Annotated in this window: 13 protein-coding genes; 5 read left to right on the top strand and 8 right to left on the bottom strand. The window is 39.1% G+C overall.

The window, feature by feature from the left end; all coding sequences use genetic code 11:
- Positions 1-17: 17 nt before the first annotated feature.
- Genes ACF8CV_RS03380 through ACF8CV_RS03365 form a run of 4 tightly spaced genes read right to left on the bottom strand, consistent with a single transcriptional unit; the run spans position 18 to position 5,714 of the window.
- Entirely contained in the window at positions 18-614 is a 597-nt protein-coding gene (locus ACF8CV_RS03380) for a hypothetical protein (protein ID WP_055465062.1), read from the bottom strand.
- Positions 601-2,031, bottom strand: coding sequence for a hypothetical protein (locus ACF8CV_RS03375; protein WP_138937051.1), 1,431 nt, complete (start codon positions 2,029-2,031; stop codon positions 601-603). Before ACF8CV_RS03375 ends, ACF8CV_RS03380 begins: the two co-directional genes overlap by 14 nt.
- Positions 2,024-4,939 carry a DUF1749 domain-containing protein gene (locus tag ACF8CV_RS03370; RefSeq protein ID WP_208871043.1) on the bottom strand — a complete coding sequence of 972 codons (2,916 nt, stop codon included), beginning with the start codon at positions 4,937-4,939 and terminating at the stop codon, positions 2,024-2,026. Before ACF8CV_RS03370 ends, ACF8CV_RS03375 begins: the two co-directional genes overlap by 8 nt.
- Positions 4,940-4,949: 10 nt before the next feature.
- Positions 4,950-5,714 carry a Wadjet anti-phage system protein JetD domain-containing protein gene (locus tag ACF8CV_RS03365; RefSeq protein WP_138937053.1) on the bottom strand — a complete coding sequence of 255 codons (765 nt, stop codon included), beginning with the start codon at positions 5,712-5,714 and terminating at the stop codon, positions 4,950-4,952.
- Positions 5,715-5,856: 142 nt separating this feature from the next.
- On the opposite strand from ACF8CV_RS03365, the gene ACF8CV_RS03360 reads away from it, so the two are divergent.
- The 5 genes from ACF8CV_RS03360 to ACF8CV_RS03340 all read left to right on the top strand — a co-directional run bounded on the left by ACF8CV_RS03360 (position 5,857) and on the right by ACF8CV_RS03340 (position 13,601).
- Positions 5,857-6,723 carry a WYL domain-containing protein gene (locus ACF8CV_RS03360; protein WP_055465059.1) on the top strand — a complete coding sequence of 289 codons (867 nt, stop codon included), beginning with the start codon at positions 5,857-5,859 and terminating at the stop codon, positions 6,721-6,723.
- A gap of 73 nt (positions 6,724-6,796) precedes the next feature.
- Entirely contained in the window at positions 6,797-8,452 is a 1,656-nt protein-coding gene (locus tag ACF8CV_RS03355; RefSeq protein WP_138937054.1) for a hypothetical protein, read from the top strand.
- On the top strand, positions 8,449-10,932 hold the full coding sequence (locus ACF8CV_RS03350) for a hypothetical protein (protein ID WP_138937055.1): 2,484 nt from the start codon (positions 8,449-8,451) through the stop codon (positions 10,930-10,932). The genes ACF8CV_RS03355 and ACF8CV_RS03350 overlap by 4 nt, the downstream gene beginning before the upstream one ends.
- A gap of 598 nt (positions 10,933-11,530) precedes the next feature.
- A complete protein-coding gene (locus tag ACF8CV_RS03345; protein ID WP_138937056.1) occupies positions 11,531-12,490 on the top strand; it encodes a hypothetical protein in 960 nt (319 codons plus the stop codon).
- On the top strand, positions 12,483-13,601 hold the full coding sequence (locus ACF8CV_RS03340; protein ID WP_021485250.1) for a hypothetical protein: 1,119 nt from the start codon (positions 12,483-12,485) through the stop codon (positions 13,599-13,601). Before ACF8CV_RS03345 ends, ACF8CV_RS03340 begins: the two co-directional genes overlap by 8 nt.
- Before the next feature lie 64 nt (positions 13,602-13,665).
- Here ACF8CV_RS03340 and ACF8CV_RS03335 read toward each other — a convergent pair whose 3' ends face one another.
- From ACF8CV_RS03335 to ACF8CV_RS03320, 4 genes are all read right to left on the bottom strand, one after another.
- The gene (locus tag ACF8CV_RS03335; protein ID WP_025505837.1) at positions 13,666-14,160 is read right to left on the bottom strand and encodes a YcxB family protein; all 495 of its coding nucleotides are present in this window, start codon (positions 14,158-14,160) and stop codon (positions 13,666-13,668) included.
- Between the two features lie 223 nt (positions 14,161-14,383).
- Positions 14,384-14,644, bottom strand: coding sequence for a DUF5062 family protein (locus ACF8CV_RS03330; protein WP_005376453.1), 261 nt, complete (start codon positions 14,642-14,644; stop codon positions 14,384-14,386).
- Positions 14,645-14,726: 82 nt separating this feature from the next.
- Positions 14,727-15,071, bottom strand: coding sequence for a hypothetical protein (locus tag ACF8CV_RS03325; RefSeq protein ID WP_069545396.1), 345 nt, complete (start codon positions 15,069-15,071; stop codon positions 14,727-14,729).
- Between the two features lie 24 nt (positions 15,072-15,095).
- On the bottom strand, positions 15,096-15,956 hold the full coding sequence (locus ACF8CV_RS03320; protein ID WP_069545397.1) for an immunity 49 family protein: 861 nt from the start codon (positions 15,954-15,956) through the stop codon (positions 15,096-15,098).
- Positions 15,957-16,056 lie beyond the last annotated feature (100 nt).

The following is a 16,056-nucleotide window of genomic DNA, read 5'->3' as shown; positions in this document are numbered from 1 at the left end:
AGCGAACAAGTAAGAGATTAGCTGATCGATTCTTCGTATTTTTTTACATGGTGTTGAATAAAGAACATGCCCGCAGAACTCACTACATAATGCCCATCACCGCATCGGTACATAAAGTTACGATTCAAGAGAAAGCGCACGCATGCATCCCAGTCATCTTTTGGCATTAGTGCCCCTCGAATACGGTCATACTGCTCATTTCGTTTGATCTCATCTATATGTTTAGCTTTAAGGCCAAAATGTTCATTGGCTAAATCATCTAGATCGAAACTTTTATCAGTCCAAAACCTAGCTATCACTAAAAGCAATGCTTGTACCTTAGTAGCATTTTCGTCCGCATCTTCTGAACTATCATCTTTACGAATGTGAAAAAATTCGCCTCCAGAGTTAAAAACCAGCTCAAACCCAATGTGCTTGTAAAGGAGGCTATAATGGCTATCCAAATGCTTATATAGCTCTGTATACAAAGGGTTCTCAATAAACTGCTGAGTATATGTTTCATAAATGCGCTTAGTGATCACTTTGCCAGACGAGAACTGGGAGTAGACTTGCTGACTGAGTTCGAGGTCAGCATAGTCGAAAGTGTTAGATATTAGGTTATTAGTCGTATGCATAAGTCTCTCGTACCTCCAATTTTATTTTTCTGTACTTAAACACATACCCACCTACCGTTATCTCATGAAAAATATTAGTAACTCTTGGAAGATGGTTGTGAAGGTTTAACTGGCCTACTGAATTTAGAGTCATTAGGGCTTCAAGAAGGTCAAGTATTTGGTAATCGTCCAACAAGCCCTCTAGCCTATCGCTCACTACTTTTATTAAATCATCACAATGCTCGAATCTCATCGAATACATTAGTTGCTTAACCTGTTTCACCCTTTCCAAGCGCGTGTCTAAACTATTATCTTTAGAGCTCTGTAAAAGAGATAAATCAAGCTGATTAACAAGTTTGTAATCTTCAAGCTTCGTGGTGATGTCCGTTGTTATATTATTAAAGTACGACTGTGAATCACTCAGTCGGAGGTCTTTGGGACGAGGCTGGTTCATCAAACCACAAAACAAACCTGATGTTTGAGCAAAATCTGAACTGATTCTTTTACGCCTTAAGTCCTGTTGTGTTTCTTTTAAATATTCCACTAACTCAGAAAATGCATTTTCGATTGCATTAAACTGGGTGAGCCTTTTCCTTGAGCGAGCTAAGAACTGATCAATAGATGTAGATATACGACTTATGTCTTTATGATAAGCATTAAATGAAATTGCATATCGGAGCATGGTCGAAGCTTCACTATCTAAACTATGCACTTCAAACAACCTTTTAAGCTTTTCCAGACATGCCAATAAATTTGCCCCATCTCTAAGCACCACTTTCTCATCCAGAAAAGCTCTAGTGGGTAGGATATGTCTCACCAAAAGGTTTGATATATGTTCAATATTGTCTTTTTGTAATGCTTGTACGACATTAGGGTTGGTAGCCTTCAGGGCTTTCTCACTCTGTTCGCTCAAGTCCCTATTCACATCTTCCATGCGAGTAAGGTTTCTACGAATTAGACTTTGCAGAGCAGCAAGAGCTCGAAACAAAGCTCCCAATGCCTCCTTGTAGTCCAAGTCTTGGGGGTTAAAATCAAGGCTACCACTGTCAAACCTATCAGTTAGCTCCCTTAATGCAACAAGCCTTGTGTTTAACTCTATATGGGTAAGTTCTTGGATTAAGCTTCTATCAAACAGTCTAAAAATATCCAGTACTGCTTTATCGAAAAACAGCCTCCCAGCACCTTCGAAATGATCAAAATCAGACAAAATATGTGAATTAATCAGATTATCCTTTGAAAAAGCTACTCTGACAGCATTTTGCTGAGTTGTATCTCCTTCCAGCGTTTTGAGACACTTAAATACAGCTGCATTAAAATCGTATTCACGTACATACGATTCACCATATGTATCCATTGACCTTATCGACTCAAGCATGATGGCTTTATACTCCATCATTAACTTAAATGTCGGAAGTGTATCTAGAACTTGGCTATTCATCAGTCTCTCCAAAAATACACATCTGATCTTCCTTCGCTACGCTTGGTTTAATGATGTACTCAGGTTCACTAGTAAAGGCAATCTGACGCTCAGGATGATAAGGAAGACTTGTTTTCATCGAGTCAATTTTGAAGTAGTAGCCAAAGAGTAATATCAACTCACTAGATACTGAATGTGTAGATGCACTTAGTACTCTAAAACCCGACTCATTGAGTTGTGGCAAAAGCCACTGAAATTGCGAGAGATCTACAGAAGCTCCCTCATCTATAATTAATGGGAAAAATACTTTACAGCTCGATTGCTGGACAGATTTTAGTAACACTTCAACTAGTTTGATGTTTATTAGCATCACTGTCGAAGTGGACTGAGATTTTGTCTCAAGACTCTTCGCGCCCTGTTTTTTAACATGGTAGTTGATTCCCGTGAGTATTTTTTCCATAGTTAAAGTGGATGCAGTGCCTTCATCAAAAAACTCTTTGCTAAAGGTCTTGAGTCGATCCACAAACTCACTTGAAAGTCGGCTATCGGCGTATAAGTCAATGTGTGCTACCTCTGCCAATAGTGCTTCGAATCGACTATTAACACCGATTTTAGCTTTTACTTCCGATAAATCATTTATGGTCGCTTTCTTAAACTCAGTGTTAATAAACCCTTCAAAGCTATCAATTAGCTGTCGGTTTTTCTCAAGTTCAGTAATGATTCCATGAATCTCACTCTTAAGGGCAACAAACTGCCTTTTCAGATTAGCTATCTCTTCATCCACATGTACAAATTTTGACTCAATCTGCTTATATGTATGACGAATTTGTTCATCAGAAAGAGTCGCGGTAAACAAGTCGTCATCATTGTCGATGACACCTTCTTTAACCAAAAAATGTATATTGGATATAACGCCACTACGCGCCCGCACTTTTGCTAATAGTGCATTTTCCAGACTTTCAAAAAACTGTTCCGACACTTCAACGTTTTCAACACTTAGCTTCTCCAGTGGAAAATCTACAAGTTGATGTCGAGCTAGGCTATTACTCACTCTCTGGCTCAAGCCTTTAAGTTTTTCTAAATTTGAGTTGAAGTTACTTAAACTCTCCTTTGATTCAGCTAGCTCCCTTTGAGATATGTCTAGACTATTTTGGGCTTTAGATAATGAGTTTCCAGCTTCTTCAACTTGTTGGGTTAAAGATCGTACTTCCTCATTGGCATGGTTAGCGGTTTGGAGGTTGAACTCATAGCTCTTAACTTTGGTAAGTTCACTGTCATATCGTTCTAGTTTACGCTGTAACCTAGCTATTTCAGTTTGAGTAAGGATATCGCTTTGGTTGCCAATTTTATCTAACTCATGCAACTCATCCTCAAAAGCAGCTAAGTTCTTAGTTCTCTGCTCAAGCTCTTCTTCTGTTGAATGTTCTTCAATCAAACTGGCAATATTTAGAGTTCTATCAAAGAAACGATATTGCTGATTATCTCTTTCAAAAAGAGCTAAAAATCCTTTAAAACGATCTAACTCTGTTTCTGTTAACCTACGACCAGGGTTAGCTTTGGAAATAATACTATTTATCGAAGATAGTATTTGATAGTCGCCATTCTCTAACTGCTTTGATAAGAAAAATTCTTTTAACTCTAAGCTTCGATTAAGTATTCTGATGTGCCTATTTTCATCTGCTATTAACGTCTTCAATTGATCAATACGCACCTTCCTTTTAGATGCATCTTTTAAGTTGTCGAGATTGGATACCTCTTCATCAAGCTCTTCAGCAAGGATCTCTTCAATTTCAGAAATAGGCTTTCCAAAGTAATCATCGATGATCCTTTTCGCTGTATCTAGCTGAGGTTGTAGTTTCTCCAATTTCGCACTTTCCTGTTTAAGGGCTCCCTTCAACTCATTGAGGTGTCGTTGTGCGTCATCGTGAAACTTTTGGTTATTCTTGTTCTGCTCAAGCGCCAAATGTATCTGGTCTTCAAGCAACTTGTGTTCTTTAGCTTTAGAGTCCAACTCCCCTCTAAGCACACGATCAAATTGCAGCAACTTAGTTTCTGCACTTTGGTTGTCTGTTAAAGTGGCGTACGAGATAGAAAGTTCTTCAAATTTTGGTTTTAGATTTTTTACTTTCTGTAGATGAAGTTCCTTATCGCCAAGCATCTGGTTTCTATTCAAAAACTCATTGATATCAAGGCTTAATTCGTCTTTACGCTCTTTCTTAGTAGACTCAATGATGTTGGCAATAGCCAGCCTAACAGCATCGGAACCAGTCTTCATATCAAACAGGAGCTTAACTAACGCTTTAAAGGAGTTAATACTGGCATCATCTAACTTGCTCAATGGAAATAAGCAATAACGCATAGCATTTACATCAAGTAAATCATTTGCATACAGCGCTTCTTTGATTGCCTGAGGACGCTCAATAGTCTTAAAGTGCTTAGGATCTCTTTCTTTTAATGCTTTCTTAACATAGTCGATCGATAGGTTTTGTACTGCGCCTCCTATACCATCTTCTCCAACACTTGAATCCCAAAATAGATCTTTTATGTTCTGGTAAGGAAGAGATGTAAACATCCTTTTGTAAGACTTAGACTCACCTCTATACAGAATCTGACAGTGTGGAACTGGGCCGCCAAGAAAATTCTCACATTCTAAAATCAAGAAACTCGATCTACTTGGGAAATAATGCTCATAACTCTCATCATCCGTATAAGGTTCACCTTTGTTATTCATGAACCCAAACTTTTGAAAGCTCTTCTTGAAGTTTGTCTCTGGCAGTAGAAACAACCGAATCGCATTAAGTATTGATGTTTTACCAACATTCCCCTTCGCAATTATGATCCCACCATTTCTAAGATCGATTTCTGCGATAGCCACCCCCACAGAGTCGACAACAATCAATCTTGAAATACTTATGCGAAAATCTTCCATCATCTTATCCTTATGGTAGTAGGGCTTCTTGTTCCAAAAATGCTCTATGTGTATGTAACAATTGTTTTTCTTGTTCGAGGTTTAACTCACTGGCAATAGAAATCGCTTGTCGCCATTCAGAAACAGACTTGGGCTTCAAATTGAAAAACGCTTCAAACTTGCCCCAATCAACTGGCGAAAGCCAATGGCAATCTGACACGTTCATTGCTAGTGTTCTAAAAATCTTCAGACCACCTAGATCTAAGTCTCCCGCTACGTAGATCCGTTTGTAGTTCGTAAGAAACTTTAAATTTAGGCTGTTATTGATTTGTGTCCCTGCACCAAACAAAAAGTCAGTTTGCTCAATCAACTCTTCACGTCCTATGCTTTCCATAAAAGACATGTACCGATAAAAATTCTCTATGTTCTCAATGACCACAGCTTGATCGTTCAGCTTGGGTAAGGAACTAATCACCCCACCTTCTGATGAAACAATCACATATGGAGTATTCGGAAAACTAGTCGTGTTAAATAAGAGGATATGAGAAAAACTTGTATTAATAGCGTGTGATTTGCCTTGCTTAGCGCCATCGGTTCGACTTGAAATATCCTTTGTATAGAATGAGGTGTGACGTTCCTCATCTAACACCTTTAGCACGTGTCCTTTGCTTACACGCTTTGCTTTATAGATGGACATCCACTGTTCAGGGTCTTTCAAACTAAGCTTCTCAATAAACCCCTTCAAGTTTATCGGCAAGCCTTCTTCGATCTTGGATAAGTAGTCATTGACGTTCATTGTAGTCCTCAACAGCCAGAAATTTATACCATAAGTAACACGTCAAGCAACATTGCTAGAATCAACTAGTGTCATATTACACTGGAATCAAATGATTCGTTAGAGTAAATTAGTACAGTTCATTTTGATAAGGGTAATCATTATGCGTTGTGTCGAATCTCCGCAAACCAAACGACTAAGGCTTATTGATTTCTATCTCTGCTTCTTTGGGAAAGTGAATCGCTCCGACCTTATTCAGCATGGTGATATTGCCGTTGCTACAGCAAGCCGTTCTTTTAATGCTTACAAAGAACGTTTTCCCGACAACACGGTTTTCAACGAAAGCTTGCGAGCATACATGAGGTCAGCATCGTTTAGCCCAGCTTTTGAGCATGACCCAGAAGCAGCTCTGAGGTTAATAGCATGGGGTCAGGAGCTTAACTCCATTCCAGTAACAACTTATGGTGTAAGCAGCTTTGCGACAGTGTTGGATTCACTATCCATTGATATCGTCTCTCAAGTCACAAGGTCGATCCTTAATAAGCACTGTATTTCTGTCCTGTACAGTTCCTCAACTAGCACCGAGACTAGAACCCTGACACCTCATTCTCTATTCAAAGGGCTTGGGGCTTGGCACATCCGTGCTTGGGACAGTAAAAGACGTAAATTCCTGTGCTTTAGAATAAGTAGAATTCTTAAGGCTGAACAAACTGACTGCTCATACGACAGGACTATAGAGGACGATACTCTTTGGAACCGTGACGTTGTCCTAAGTGTTGCACCGCACTCTAAGCATGAAAATAGAAATGACTTAGCTATTGATCTTGGTATGGAGGGTCAATACGTGCGAAACATTACAACCAACGAAGCGTTAGCTGGTTACGTGCTAAATGACCTCCACGTAGACTGCACACCTAATGCTTCTTTGCCGCCGCATGCCTTTAACTTGCAGTTGATGAATAGACACGAGCTAGAGCATGTTGACTCTATTCGAGCCCTAGTACCTGGATTTAAATCAGGAAACCGATGACCATCACTAAACACCAAATTAGCGTATAGACAGCTATACATATTTGTTTTGTATATCCTTAACGAGTAGGACAATGAGCTTGAAAGCTACCTCAGATACTGGCTGGGTTAAGCCGATTAATCAGATTACTGGCCTCGACCATTTAGGAGTGCAAGCTCCATGCATCGAAGTCTACGGTAAACTTCTTCCTGGGATAACTAATGTTACCGATAGAGCTCGGTACTATTCGTTCTACGCATGGGTGTTTTATGCCTTCGAAAGGAAAAAGTGGTTAGATAGTGACACTTTTTTAAAAATGTTCCGAAGAGCAGACTGTCTATTCACACTTGCTGCTATGGCACATGAAACAAGTGATAACAGTACAGTTAATCACTCTGGAGCTCTTGTAGGCAAGGATACATTTCAGAAACACTTCGAAGAGATCACCTCAGGGAAAAAATTCAAGCTATCGCAATTTAGCCATACTAATCCTGATTCCTCTCGATACTTTAAGAACTCCTTTGGCGGCCTAGGACAGTATTACTTTGGCACACTTTGCAACCTAAAAATACTAGCGGGCGAGTCTCCTAAAAACGGGAAGCTCATTGAAGAAGTAGGACTAAAACTAGCCAAAGCATTTGACCAAAACGTCAACTCATCACTTTTTTTGGAAACTATTGAAAATGATGAGTTTACCTACGAAACTCTGACTCATTTAAAGTCATTCTGCCCATGTAATCTATCATGCGACAGTGAAGAACGAACTCTTTTAATTAGCCTATTCACCAAAGGTTTCGCGTCACTTTATCAAACAGAGTACGAAACTGACTTTCAAGCTCTCAACCGCGTTGAATCAATGGCTTACATCCTTGCTCTCACCGAGCATATTACTAAAACAGACACATCTCAAAGTTTTGATGTGGCGGTCTTCCGAAAACTTGCTTATACAAATGCTCTTCAATACTCAGGTAAATACGAGCACCTTTGGAACATTGAATCTAGCTGGCAAGATTACGCTAGAAATGAGATAGCCTCTATTGCCATGCAGGGAATATTTTACTGTGTTCTAAAAGCAACTGAATCTCGCAGACCGAACTTCAAAGACACTCGGTCAATAGCTTTGTGGTACTGGCAAGAAGGGCCTGGTAGCAAGGTAACATCAAATTATCATCACCAACAATTCGATCAAACCTTGTCTCAACTTTCTGTTCAGTTACCTAACTATGAGCGATGGGATGAAAACAACCATGAAGTGACTCTTGCCCACAGAGTGGAGAAACTTACAAAGAATGGCAGTAACGATTTAGAATCCATAACTAAAAATTGCTTAATGATCTTGGCAGCACTGGTTTCCCGCACTCAGAATAAGTCGGGGTATAACAGTGTAGAGCTCCAGAAGAGCTTTTTAGATAGATACCCACTCAATCTGCTAGCTATCTGTGAAACTTTAAATACCCAATTGAATAAACAATCTACTCTGTCAGCGTTGATACAATTAACTCACCATGGCTTACTTGAGAACCACTTTCTTATTGCTATGAGAAAGCTAAGAAACCAACAACAGATGACCTTCCGTTTCCTACCCAGTGAATTTGGTATCGAAATAATAAAGCCACCCCCAGCAGTTTTTACGTCACCAAGGTTTAAGCAAGTTATTCAAATTATGGCAGATCTTGGCATGGTTCGTATAACAGAGAACTCTTTTCTAGTAGAACCTGCGGGCTATGACATTCTGAAGGTGAGCTCATGAGCAGCCCTATTTCACTCATAGAAGAGCTGAAGAAAGGTGGTTATGATTCATGCCTAATGACAAGCTACTCTATTAACTTTGCATTCTATGAAGAGTACCTTCTTCGAAAAATGCAAATTGCTGGTGTGACAAATCATTTACTGTTCGTTGATAATCGCATGTTAAAAGCGGCTATCCAGAATTTTCCACCTAAGTTTGCTAGCTACGCATACGGCATTGCACCTATGAAATGTAACCAAGCATTTCACCCCAAAGTGTATATGCTCCTTGGCAAAAAGAAAGGCTTGCTTGTAGTTGGAAGCCACAACATGACTCTATCTGGTTTCGGCAGGAACTTAGAAGTTACAAATGTAATTAGGTTCGATGAGAAATCTAACGAAGAAGATCTTTCTATTTTTAAAGATGCTTTTCATGCGTTTGAGGTATGGCTCAATGATTATGGGCAAAGCTCGCCTCAGATAGTTAGAGAGATGTTGGGTAAAGCCAAGGCTTTAGCTCCATGGATTAAAAAGAAGCCAAAGCTACCTAGTAGCAATAGCTTCCTATTTTCGTCCTATTCCAATAAAGAATGTCTTTGGAGAAGTCTCCAAACACACCTACCAAAAACAGTTGACAAAACATACGGCGTTTCAGCGTTCTTTGACAACTCGGGACAATTCGTTTCTTCTCTTTCTGAGTTATCTGTAGCTAAACCCATTATTGCAATACAGCCTAAAAGCGTTTGCCTGAGTACCACAATACTTCATAGCGGCACCGTAAAATTTGTGGATATAAAATCTATCCAACCTGATGGTATGTCAAAGTTCACGACATACGCTCATGCAAAAGCTTTAGTATTTCTCGCCAATCAAGAAACATTCTTCATATCTGGTAGTGCTAATTTCAGTAGCAATGCATGGCTTAAAACTGGCAGTAATACTAACGCTGAGGCAATGCTTCTCCTCCGAAATGGAGATGCAAAAGAGGCAATAGTCTCGACCAACTTTTTGCATATGGAAGCGTCAGAAGAAGTACTGGAAGTAAATAGTAAAGAGCTTAGCGAAGGCTCTACAGACACTACACATATAGAGTTGATGTTTGTTGAACTACAACTTAACCAGTCTCTAGAAATCGAGCTTATGGATAGCCAAAGAGGTTGTCAGCCGTTTTACAAGGATGAGTTTGGCGATTATTACCAAATTGAACATACTCTGGAAAATCAGGTCATTATTATATCTGAGCAGTTGTTAGGCTGCGGGAGACTGATCTATCTACTCCATAATGAAGAGTTAATCGCTACTGTCGTCACACATAACGTCCCCTCGCTAGAGAAACTATGCGAGTCTTCTGAAGAACGCCAGTTAAGACAGGCTGTTTCATCATTAAGCACTGATTACCCTCAATTTGATCTTCTATTTAACTGCATTGAGAAGCTAACACCTCAATTACGCCGTCCTGTTGGTGCATCTGAAAAATATATACCACAAACTCATGATGATACGGATGAGAGAGATTCGCTCATTGTTAGTATTGTTCAAGAAAACGACGCCAGCACCAAGTCAGGAAGGCGTGCCATATCGTCGGATGGATTAAACCTAATCTTAGATATGTTTCTTCACACCATACCTTCTATCCAGACAGGCAGCAATTCTCTATATAGGGAAGACCATTTAGGACGCAATGAGGAAGAACTTGTCGGAACTGATGATGAAGATACCGCTGAAAGCCCAAGTATTTCTCCTGAGCAAGTAGAATATGTACATAAAAAGCTCACGAAAATACTTAATAAGCTTGAAAAAGTATATGTTTCGAACTCGGATAATGAAGCCAATAAAATGAGTTTTCTACTAATGGCCTTCGTTGTAATTCATAACCTTAGCCGTCACGAGTTTATTGTCGGTTCACATGAAATCAAGGTACAGCCGACTCTAGACAATGCCAACAAAGCAAAACCAATAGTTGATGAGAAGCACCTTAAAAAACTTAGAGAGATCTCTTTTGTCTGTTTCTTTAATGAAAAAGAATCTCCAATTCAGATCCTCAATGACAGTGAAAATATATACAACAGCAACGAATACACCCAGTTGTTAGCATACGTCTCGTGGTTACTTTTTAAGTTGGGCATAAGCTATAGCGATGCTCCACGGCTATCAAAAAGCGTAAAAGAATGCGAAATCATTCACCAAGCAAACGCTCAAATGCTATTTCTGATGCAAAGGTTAGATGGTGATGAAAAGGCTTTTAAAACTGCGGAAAGCTTATTTGAAGAGGATTCTCCAAATGCTCTAGAATGGTTATACAGATCGATATCTGAAACTGAGCTCTTACTTTATGAAGACAGGCCCCTTTATTCTGGATATCAATTAGTTAAATCGAAATGCGGTGGCTTTAACGGATTCTGTTTCGTTGACAAGAAAAGAAATAACAGCCCATCAGTACAACTTGCCACTGTAGGTTCAAGCTTAATATTTAGCCGAAAATCATTAGACATTGCATTTTGATACGCAAATCTAAGAGCTACAACCGCACCTAATAAAACTATTACTCGCGAAATAATCACTCGTAAACGTTCAGTTCGTAAAACGCGGTTTGCAAAGTACGGTTCGGGTTTTACGAACTGAACAATCACTCTAAACGAGAGAATTCTATTGAAGAGAGAGTTTCCAACTTAGTTAACCAAACCTGCTGGCTTCATTTGCCATTAAGCGATGGAGTTTCCAACTTGGTTATTTTTAAAGAGTATTCCAGATCGTTGATTTAGACGGCTGGCAAGTTTCCATCTTAGTTATCTGTGATCAGTAGAATCTAAATAGACAAAGGCGAACCGTTTGGTTCGCCTTTTTGTTATTTAATCTCACAGAAACCGTCCTCACAGTTAACCACATTAATACCCACCCCATTACAAGAAACAAAATACGCTCATTTACCTTTAAATATCAACACGTAAAACAATAACACAACCAAAATTAAAGCAAATCGCTTATTCCCATTAGATTTTATTAATCAACACTGTGTAATCTGAAGCTATAATTTGTTTTCAAATACAAGTTTTTAGGTAAAATATACTCATCACAACGAATAGCATGCAAGTGGATAAAAATGTCTGGAGAAGACTCCAAATCATCAGGTGAAACTGGCGAGAATATTGTCAGTAAATTTTTCAAAAAAGTCGGATGGCCGAACTCTAACCCAAACATTAGTTTTCCGTGCCATTTTGGAACAACGCATCCATCTGATGCTGATGGACCAAGAACCAAGCATGGTGTAGATGAACACTTTTCTTACTTATCTAGCTTAGAAACTGAGACACTTGTACATATACTTGCTTCGGTAAAACACACAACTGGTGATTACCCAAAAAGCTTTACTAACAAGATAAAAGGTTATGTAGACGATATTATTTATTCAAGTGTTTGTTTTCGAGTATCAGATCATAATGCAGACACAAACGCAATCTTCTCTGGGAATACGATAAAAAACATAAAATACGTACCTGTACTTTTCTATTTGTCTAGTAAGGAAGATAAACATAAAGATTACTTCGCTAATATTTCAAACACCCAGTACTTCACAAAGTTTGAGAATGAAGGAATCGAGGAATTTTATGTTGTCGATAACAGCAAATTTACCTTTATGCTTAACGCTATTGACCATGTTACTAATCACTATTCAGACTACGAAATCTTCTTTGGTCACACTAGCACAAGTTTAAATCGAATGTCGTTCAATCAACGTTCATATAGTTCGGTTATGCCCGTAGAGTACTTGACCCTTCCATATCTCACTTTTGTTTTGAGAAAGAACATCGAGAATGAGGAAGTGTTTAAGTGTGTAGTTGTTGCCAACGAGCCTTTCTCACAAGATAGTTTATCAAGACACACATATAGTGCTCTCCAACATTCAGATAGAATTAGTTCAGTATCAATCTGTTTTCCAGACTTCTTTTTAGATGAGCACAAGGTTGATGTTAGTAAAGTTATGCAAGCCCATAATATTACAGAGCAAAAACTACGTGTCGAAAACTACATACCAAACTTTAGGAACTTAACAAATGAATAGTGACGCTTTCATTCCTGTTGGTGATGTTTTACGTCAGTTTCTTGCAAACCCAATGATAAAAGCTAGTGACTTAAAACAAATCTTACAGAGTAGAGGCTGCTTTAGTAGCTCAAACGACAAAAAAGTGTTGGGACCATTACTAATTAAAACAGGTGTAGCTCCTTACGAGTTCGAACAACTCAAAGAAACTGTAAAGGAAAAGGAAGACAATCCAAAAATTCAAACTAAGCAGTTACAGTGGGATGCAACCCAAGGGAAAACATTAGTTCAAGCTTTGGGTTTTAATTTTGATTTCAATAATTTAATTAACGACCCATTTGATGTCTTAACGATAGAAAACAGTCCACAATTTCGAGCTGCTGGAAACGCAAAAGATCCGAATCATGTTATCGCTGAAATCAAACTAAAACGCCGAGATAAAACAAAAAACTTTGGTGATGATGAAAGCTACTTTGAATGCCAAGTCGAACTGAAAGTTGATGCATCAAACAAGCTTGATTTGAACATAACGACTAAACATACTGCTAAAGAATCTTTGTACGTAGCAAACGAGGTTGTAAGGCGAGCTACTAAAGCTTTAAAAGATGCCAGCTTAATCAAATCAGATAATATTAAGAGAATACTTTTCACCGACTTCACCAATATAGGTAGAATTAACTTCTTAAAAGCGCTGGTACAATCTACAAAGGTAGAGGTATACCCTTCTAAAAAACATACGCGAAGAATACACATTCAACCCGATGACACAGTGACTAAAACTAGACCTAAGGAAATAGATTTTCTTGAAAAGAAAATCAATGACTTAACCTTAAAAGGCTCTAATCTGGATAGTAGTGTTTTTTTGAGTAAAAACGAATTAAAAGAGCACTTGAAACTATATAGTGTACAAGGTTCGTATGAGATAAAAACAACTAAGTATGAAGGGACATGTGACCTGGTTTTTGAGTTCCCAATCTATGACTCAATGAATACCAGTGAACTACAGATCTATATTGCCAATTTTAATGTACGTGGGAAGCTTTCTCAAAAAAACAAAAAGGAATTAAAAACTTTTGTACTAAAAACATTTGAAGAGAAGAAGTTTTCATTATTTTCTCAGCATAAAATTTAGCATTTAAGTGTAAGATCAAAAAAGGCGAACCCGTTGGCTCGCCTCTTCTGTTAATAGAGATTTCTTAGCTCGCTTTTGATCCGGCGTGCTGCTCTACCATAAACGCAATGACTTCTTCGTTTAAGCAAGATTTGCTGATGTATTGGCGTTGTTTACCAAGATGAAGGATAAAACCTAGGTCTGTTTGTTCGAGTTGGTCGATTTCACTCCAAGCGAGGCTGCGATCGATTTTACCGCTTTTATAGCGCACGCCATCTGCATTCACTTCAAACACCACTTTGTTGCCACGGCTTGAACTGATGGTTTGACGCCATAGCCACCAGGTTCTTTTGAAGTAAACGCTACACGCTTCAATCACACTCAATACGATAAAGAACCAACCGACGTAACCGTTAGGTAGCAGTTCAAACTCCAATAAGACCACACCAAAAATGAGAAAGAGTAATCCTTTCAAATACGCTTGTGGGAACTTCGTTGGCTGGCTAGTTTGATCATAACACTCAGCAAAAAATGGCTTGTCGAGTGTGTATTCTGTGGTGAATTCGAAATCTTTAGACATGTATGGTTACTTCAAGGCTTCTGTAAATGAGTATTCTTGGTTGCACTCTTGCAACGCGAGCATTGTAGCGCTTCTCTGGCTTTATCTTTAGCCCTTTTGATGCTGTTTTGTAAATCAATGATAACGAAACATTAGAAGGCCTCGGTGCACTTGCCAAGATCAGACAAGGCGAACCACCTGGCTCGCCTTGTTAATTAATGACCTATGTAACTTCTTGAGGTTTTTACTTTAGAGGGTCGTTGTCTGGCAACGCACTGTGTATCCATACTGCCAGTCGGTGTTTGATGCTTGCGCCATCTAGCTTGCTTTCCGGTAGTGGCGTGATCTGTTTGGCATCGACCAAGAATAGGTAAATCGCTTTTACTCTTAGAGGTTGTGGTGACTGTGGAAGATCAAAGCCTTGTAGCTTCGCCATCTTCCCACCAATCTCTAATGCCTTCTTAACCAGTTTGTCTTCATTGTGAAGCTTGGAGCTTTTTGACATTGATAAATCCTCTTCTTCGCTTCAATTAAGAATACATGAAGTGTCACGTATGGCGTGTTAGTAAGCTCGCATATTGATAAGTTTATGTCTTACCACCGAGTAACTGGTTGAAAAACGACCTTAATTCTTCGTCACCAAGGCTGAGCAGGTAGTCACCGACATACCATTCAACGATGGATTGATGTGGATGTGCCGTGACTTGCGGATTACCAAACCAAATGCCCTTTTCTGTAGCGAAAGTATGTTGAAGTTCTTTCAACTTTTCACAGCTGAAAGGCAGGATAAGGTGCAACATGTTTGCTTGCGGTTGGGTTGGTCTTACCGCCAAAGATGGGAACTCATCAATGATCTTGTAGGTTTGTTTTGTTCGCTCAAACAGAGCCCGCAGCTGCGCCAACCTTTCATCGAACGGCATTGCTGCAGACACTACATAAGGTGTTCTATTAATGATTTATTTAGAACAAAGATCCTGTTCACCGTAAACGAGCCATTTCGGTAAATATGCGGCTTCTGGAATTGTCCAGCCATACTTATCGTATGCCAATGCAGCAAGACCAGTCAGTTTCAAAGAAACATTCCCTTTTGGCGAATAACGAACATCTTCATTCATATAGAACTGGTAATGCGCCTCTAACGCATCTCTTAGTGCTTTTTGATAATGTTCCTCATCACCATCGATAATGGCAACAAACACATTCACAAATGGAATAAACAAAGAATGTACATAGGGCACTCTGGTTGATTCTAAGTATTGCGGAGAAGATTTCTCCATCACAGTTTGCAATAACTCAGGTAACGCTGATGAATTGCTAAATACACCGTTAACGAACTCGACTAGCGCAACATCGAATGGATCTTTTAAACGCACTAACGACTCATCCATGATGGTCATCAGCTCTACGCAGCGCCAATCTCTCGCGGCCATCGTTAAACAGATTTCATCCAACCAAGCATCCATCGTTCCCCCTGCAACAGAACGGTTACCTACTTCCGAAAAATGTCGGTGCCCAACGGAGAATTCAACAACTTGCTCTGAATGATTGGCCAGCAAGTACACGTTATTCAGTAACTCAAGTGCTCTTTTTATATAAGCTGGCGAGGCCTGATGTTGTCCATATTTTGAAGCTGTGAAGAATGCGTGAAGTGAATCCCAAGCATCACCTTTCATTCTTTTAAGAGGTTGCTTATAAAAAGATTGTTTTTCATCAAGCATTCTTTCCCAGAAGCTGTAGAAATCTTCATCTTCTTCACGAAAAATACGCAATTTTCTTTCTTCAGGTATCTCTAAATAGTGATTTTTCATTGGTTCCATCGTTCCCTAGCCTCGCATTATAAGTTGTTCTAATTTTTTGCCGTGATGATAATCATCCTCAAAATCAAGCAGTGAATGATGCCGAAGTTGTTTTATGAAA

It is taken from the genome of Vibrio sp. zbq_1 (assembly GCF_043102935.1).
GTDB lineage: Bacteria > Pseudomonadota > Gammaproteobacteria > Enterobacterales > Vibrionaceae > Vibrio > Vibrio parahaemolyticus.
Note: the sequence above shows the minus strand (reverse complement) of the source record. Positions and strands in the feature narration are given on the sequence as shown.

Coding starts and splice junctions, on each gene's coding strand:
- ACF8CV_RS03335 (WP_025505837.1), bottom strand. CDS start 14,160: ATGTCTAAAGATTTCGAATTCACCACAGAATACACACTCGACAAGCCA.
- ACF8CV_RS03345 (WP_138937056.1), top strand. CDS start 11,531: ATGTCTGGAGAAGACTCCAAATCATCAGGTGAAACTGGCGAGAATATT.
- ACF8CV_RS03350 (WP_138937055.1), top strand. CDS start 8,449: ATGAGCAGCCCTATTTCACTCATAGAAGAGCTGAAGAAAGGTGGTTAT.
- ACF8CV_RS03340 (WP_021485250.1), top strand. CDS start 12,483: ATGAATAGTGACGCTTTCATTCCTGTTGGTGATGTTTTACGTCAGTTT.
- ACF8CV_RS03370 (WP_208871043.1), bottom strand. CDS start 4,939: ATGGAAGATTTTCGCATAAGTATTTCAAGATTGATTGTTGTCGACTCT.
- ACF8CV_RS03355 (WP_138937054.1), top strand. CDS start 6,797: ATGAGCTTGAAAGCTACCTCAGATACTGGCTGGGTTAAGCCGATTAAT.
- ACF8CV_RS03375 (WP_138937051.1), bottom strand. CDS start 2,031: ATGAATAGCCAAGTTCTAGATACACTTCCGACATTTAAGTTAATGATG.
- ACF8CV_RS03360 (WP_055465059.1), top strand. CDS start 5,857: ATGCGTTGTGTCGAATCTCCGCAAACCAAACGACTAAGGCTTATTGAT.
- ACF8CV_RS03365 (WP_138937053.1), bottom strand. CDS start 5,714: ATGAACGTCAATGACTACTTATCCAAGATCGAAGAAGGCTTGCCGATA.
- ACF8CV_RS03330 (WP_005376453.1), bottom strand. CDS start 14,644: ATGTCAAAAAGCTCCAAGCTTCACAATGAAGACAAACTGGTTAAGAAG.
- ACF8CV_RS03320 (WP_069545397.1), bottom strand. CDS start 15,956: ATGGAACCAATGAAAAATCACTATTTAGAGATACCTGAAGAAAGAAAA.
- ACF8CV_RS03380 (WP_055465062.1), bottom strand. CDS start 614: ATGCATACGACTAATAACCTAATATCTAACACTTTCGACTATGCTGAC.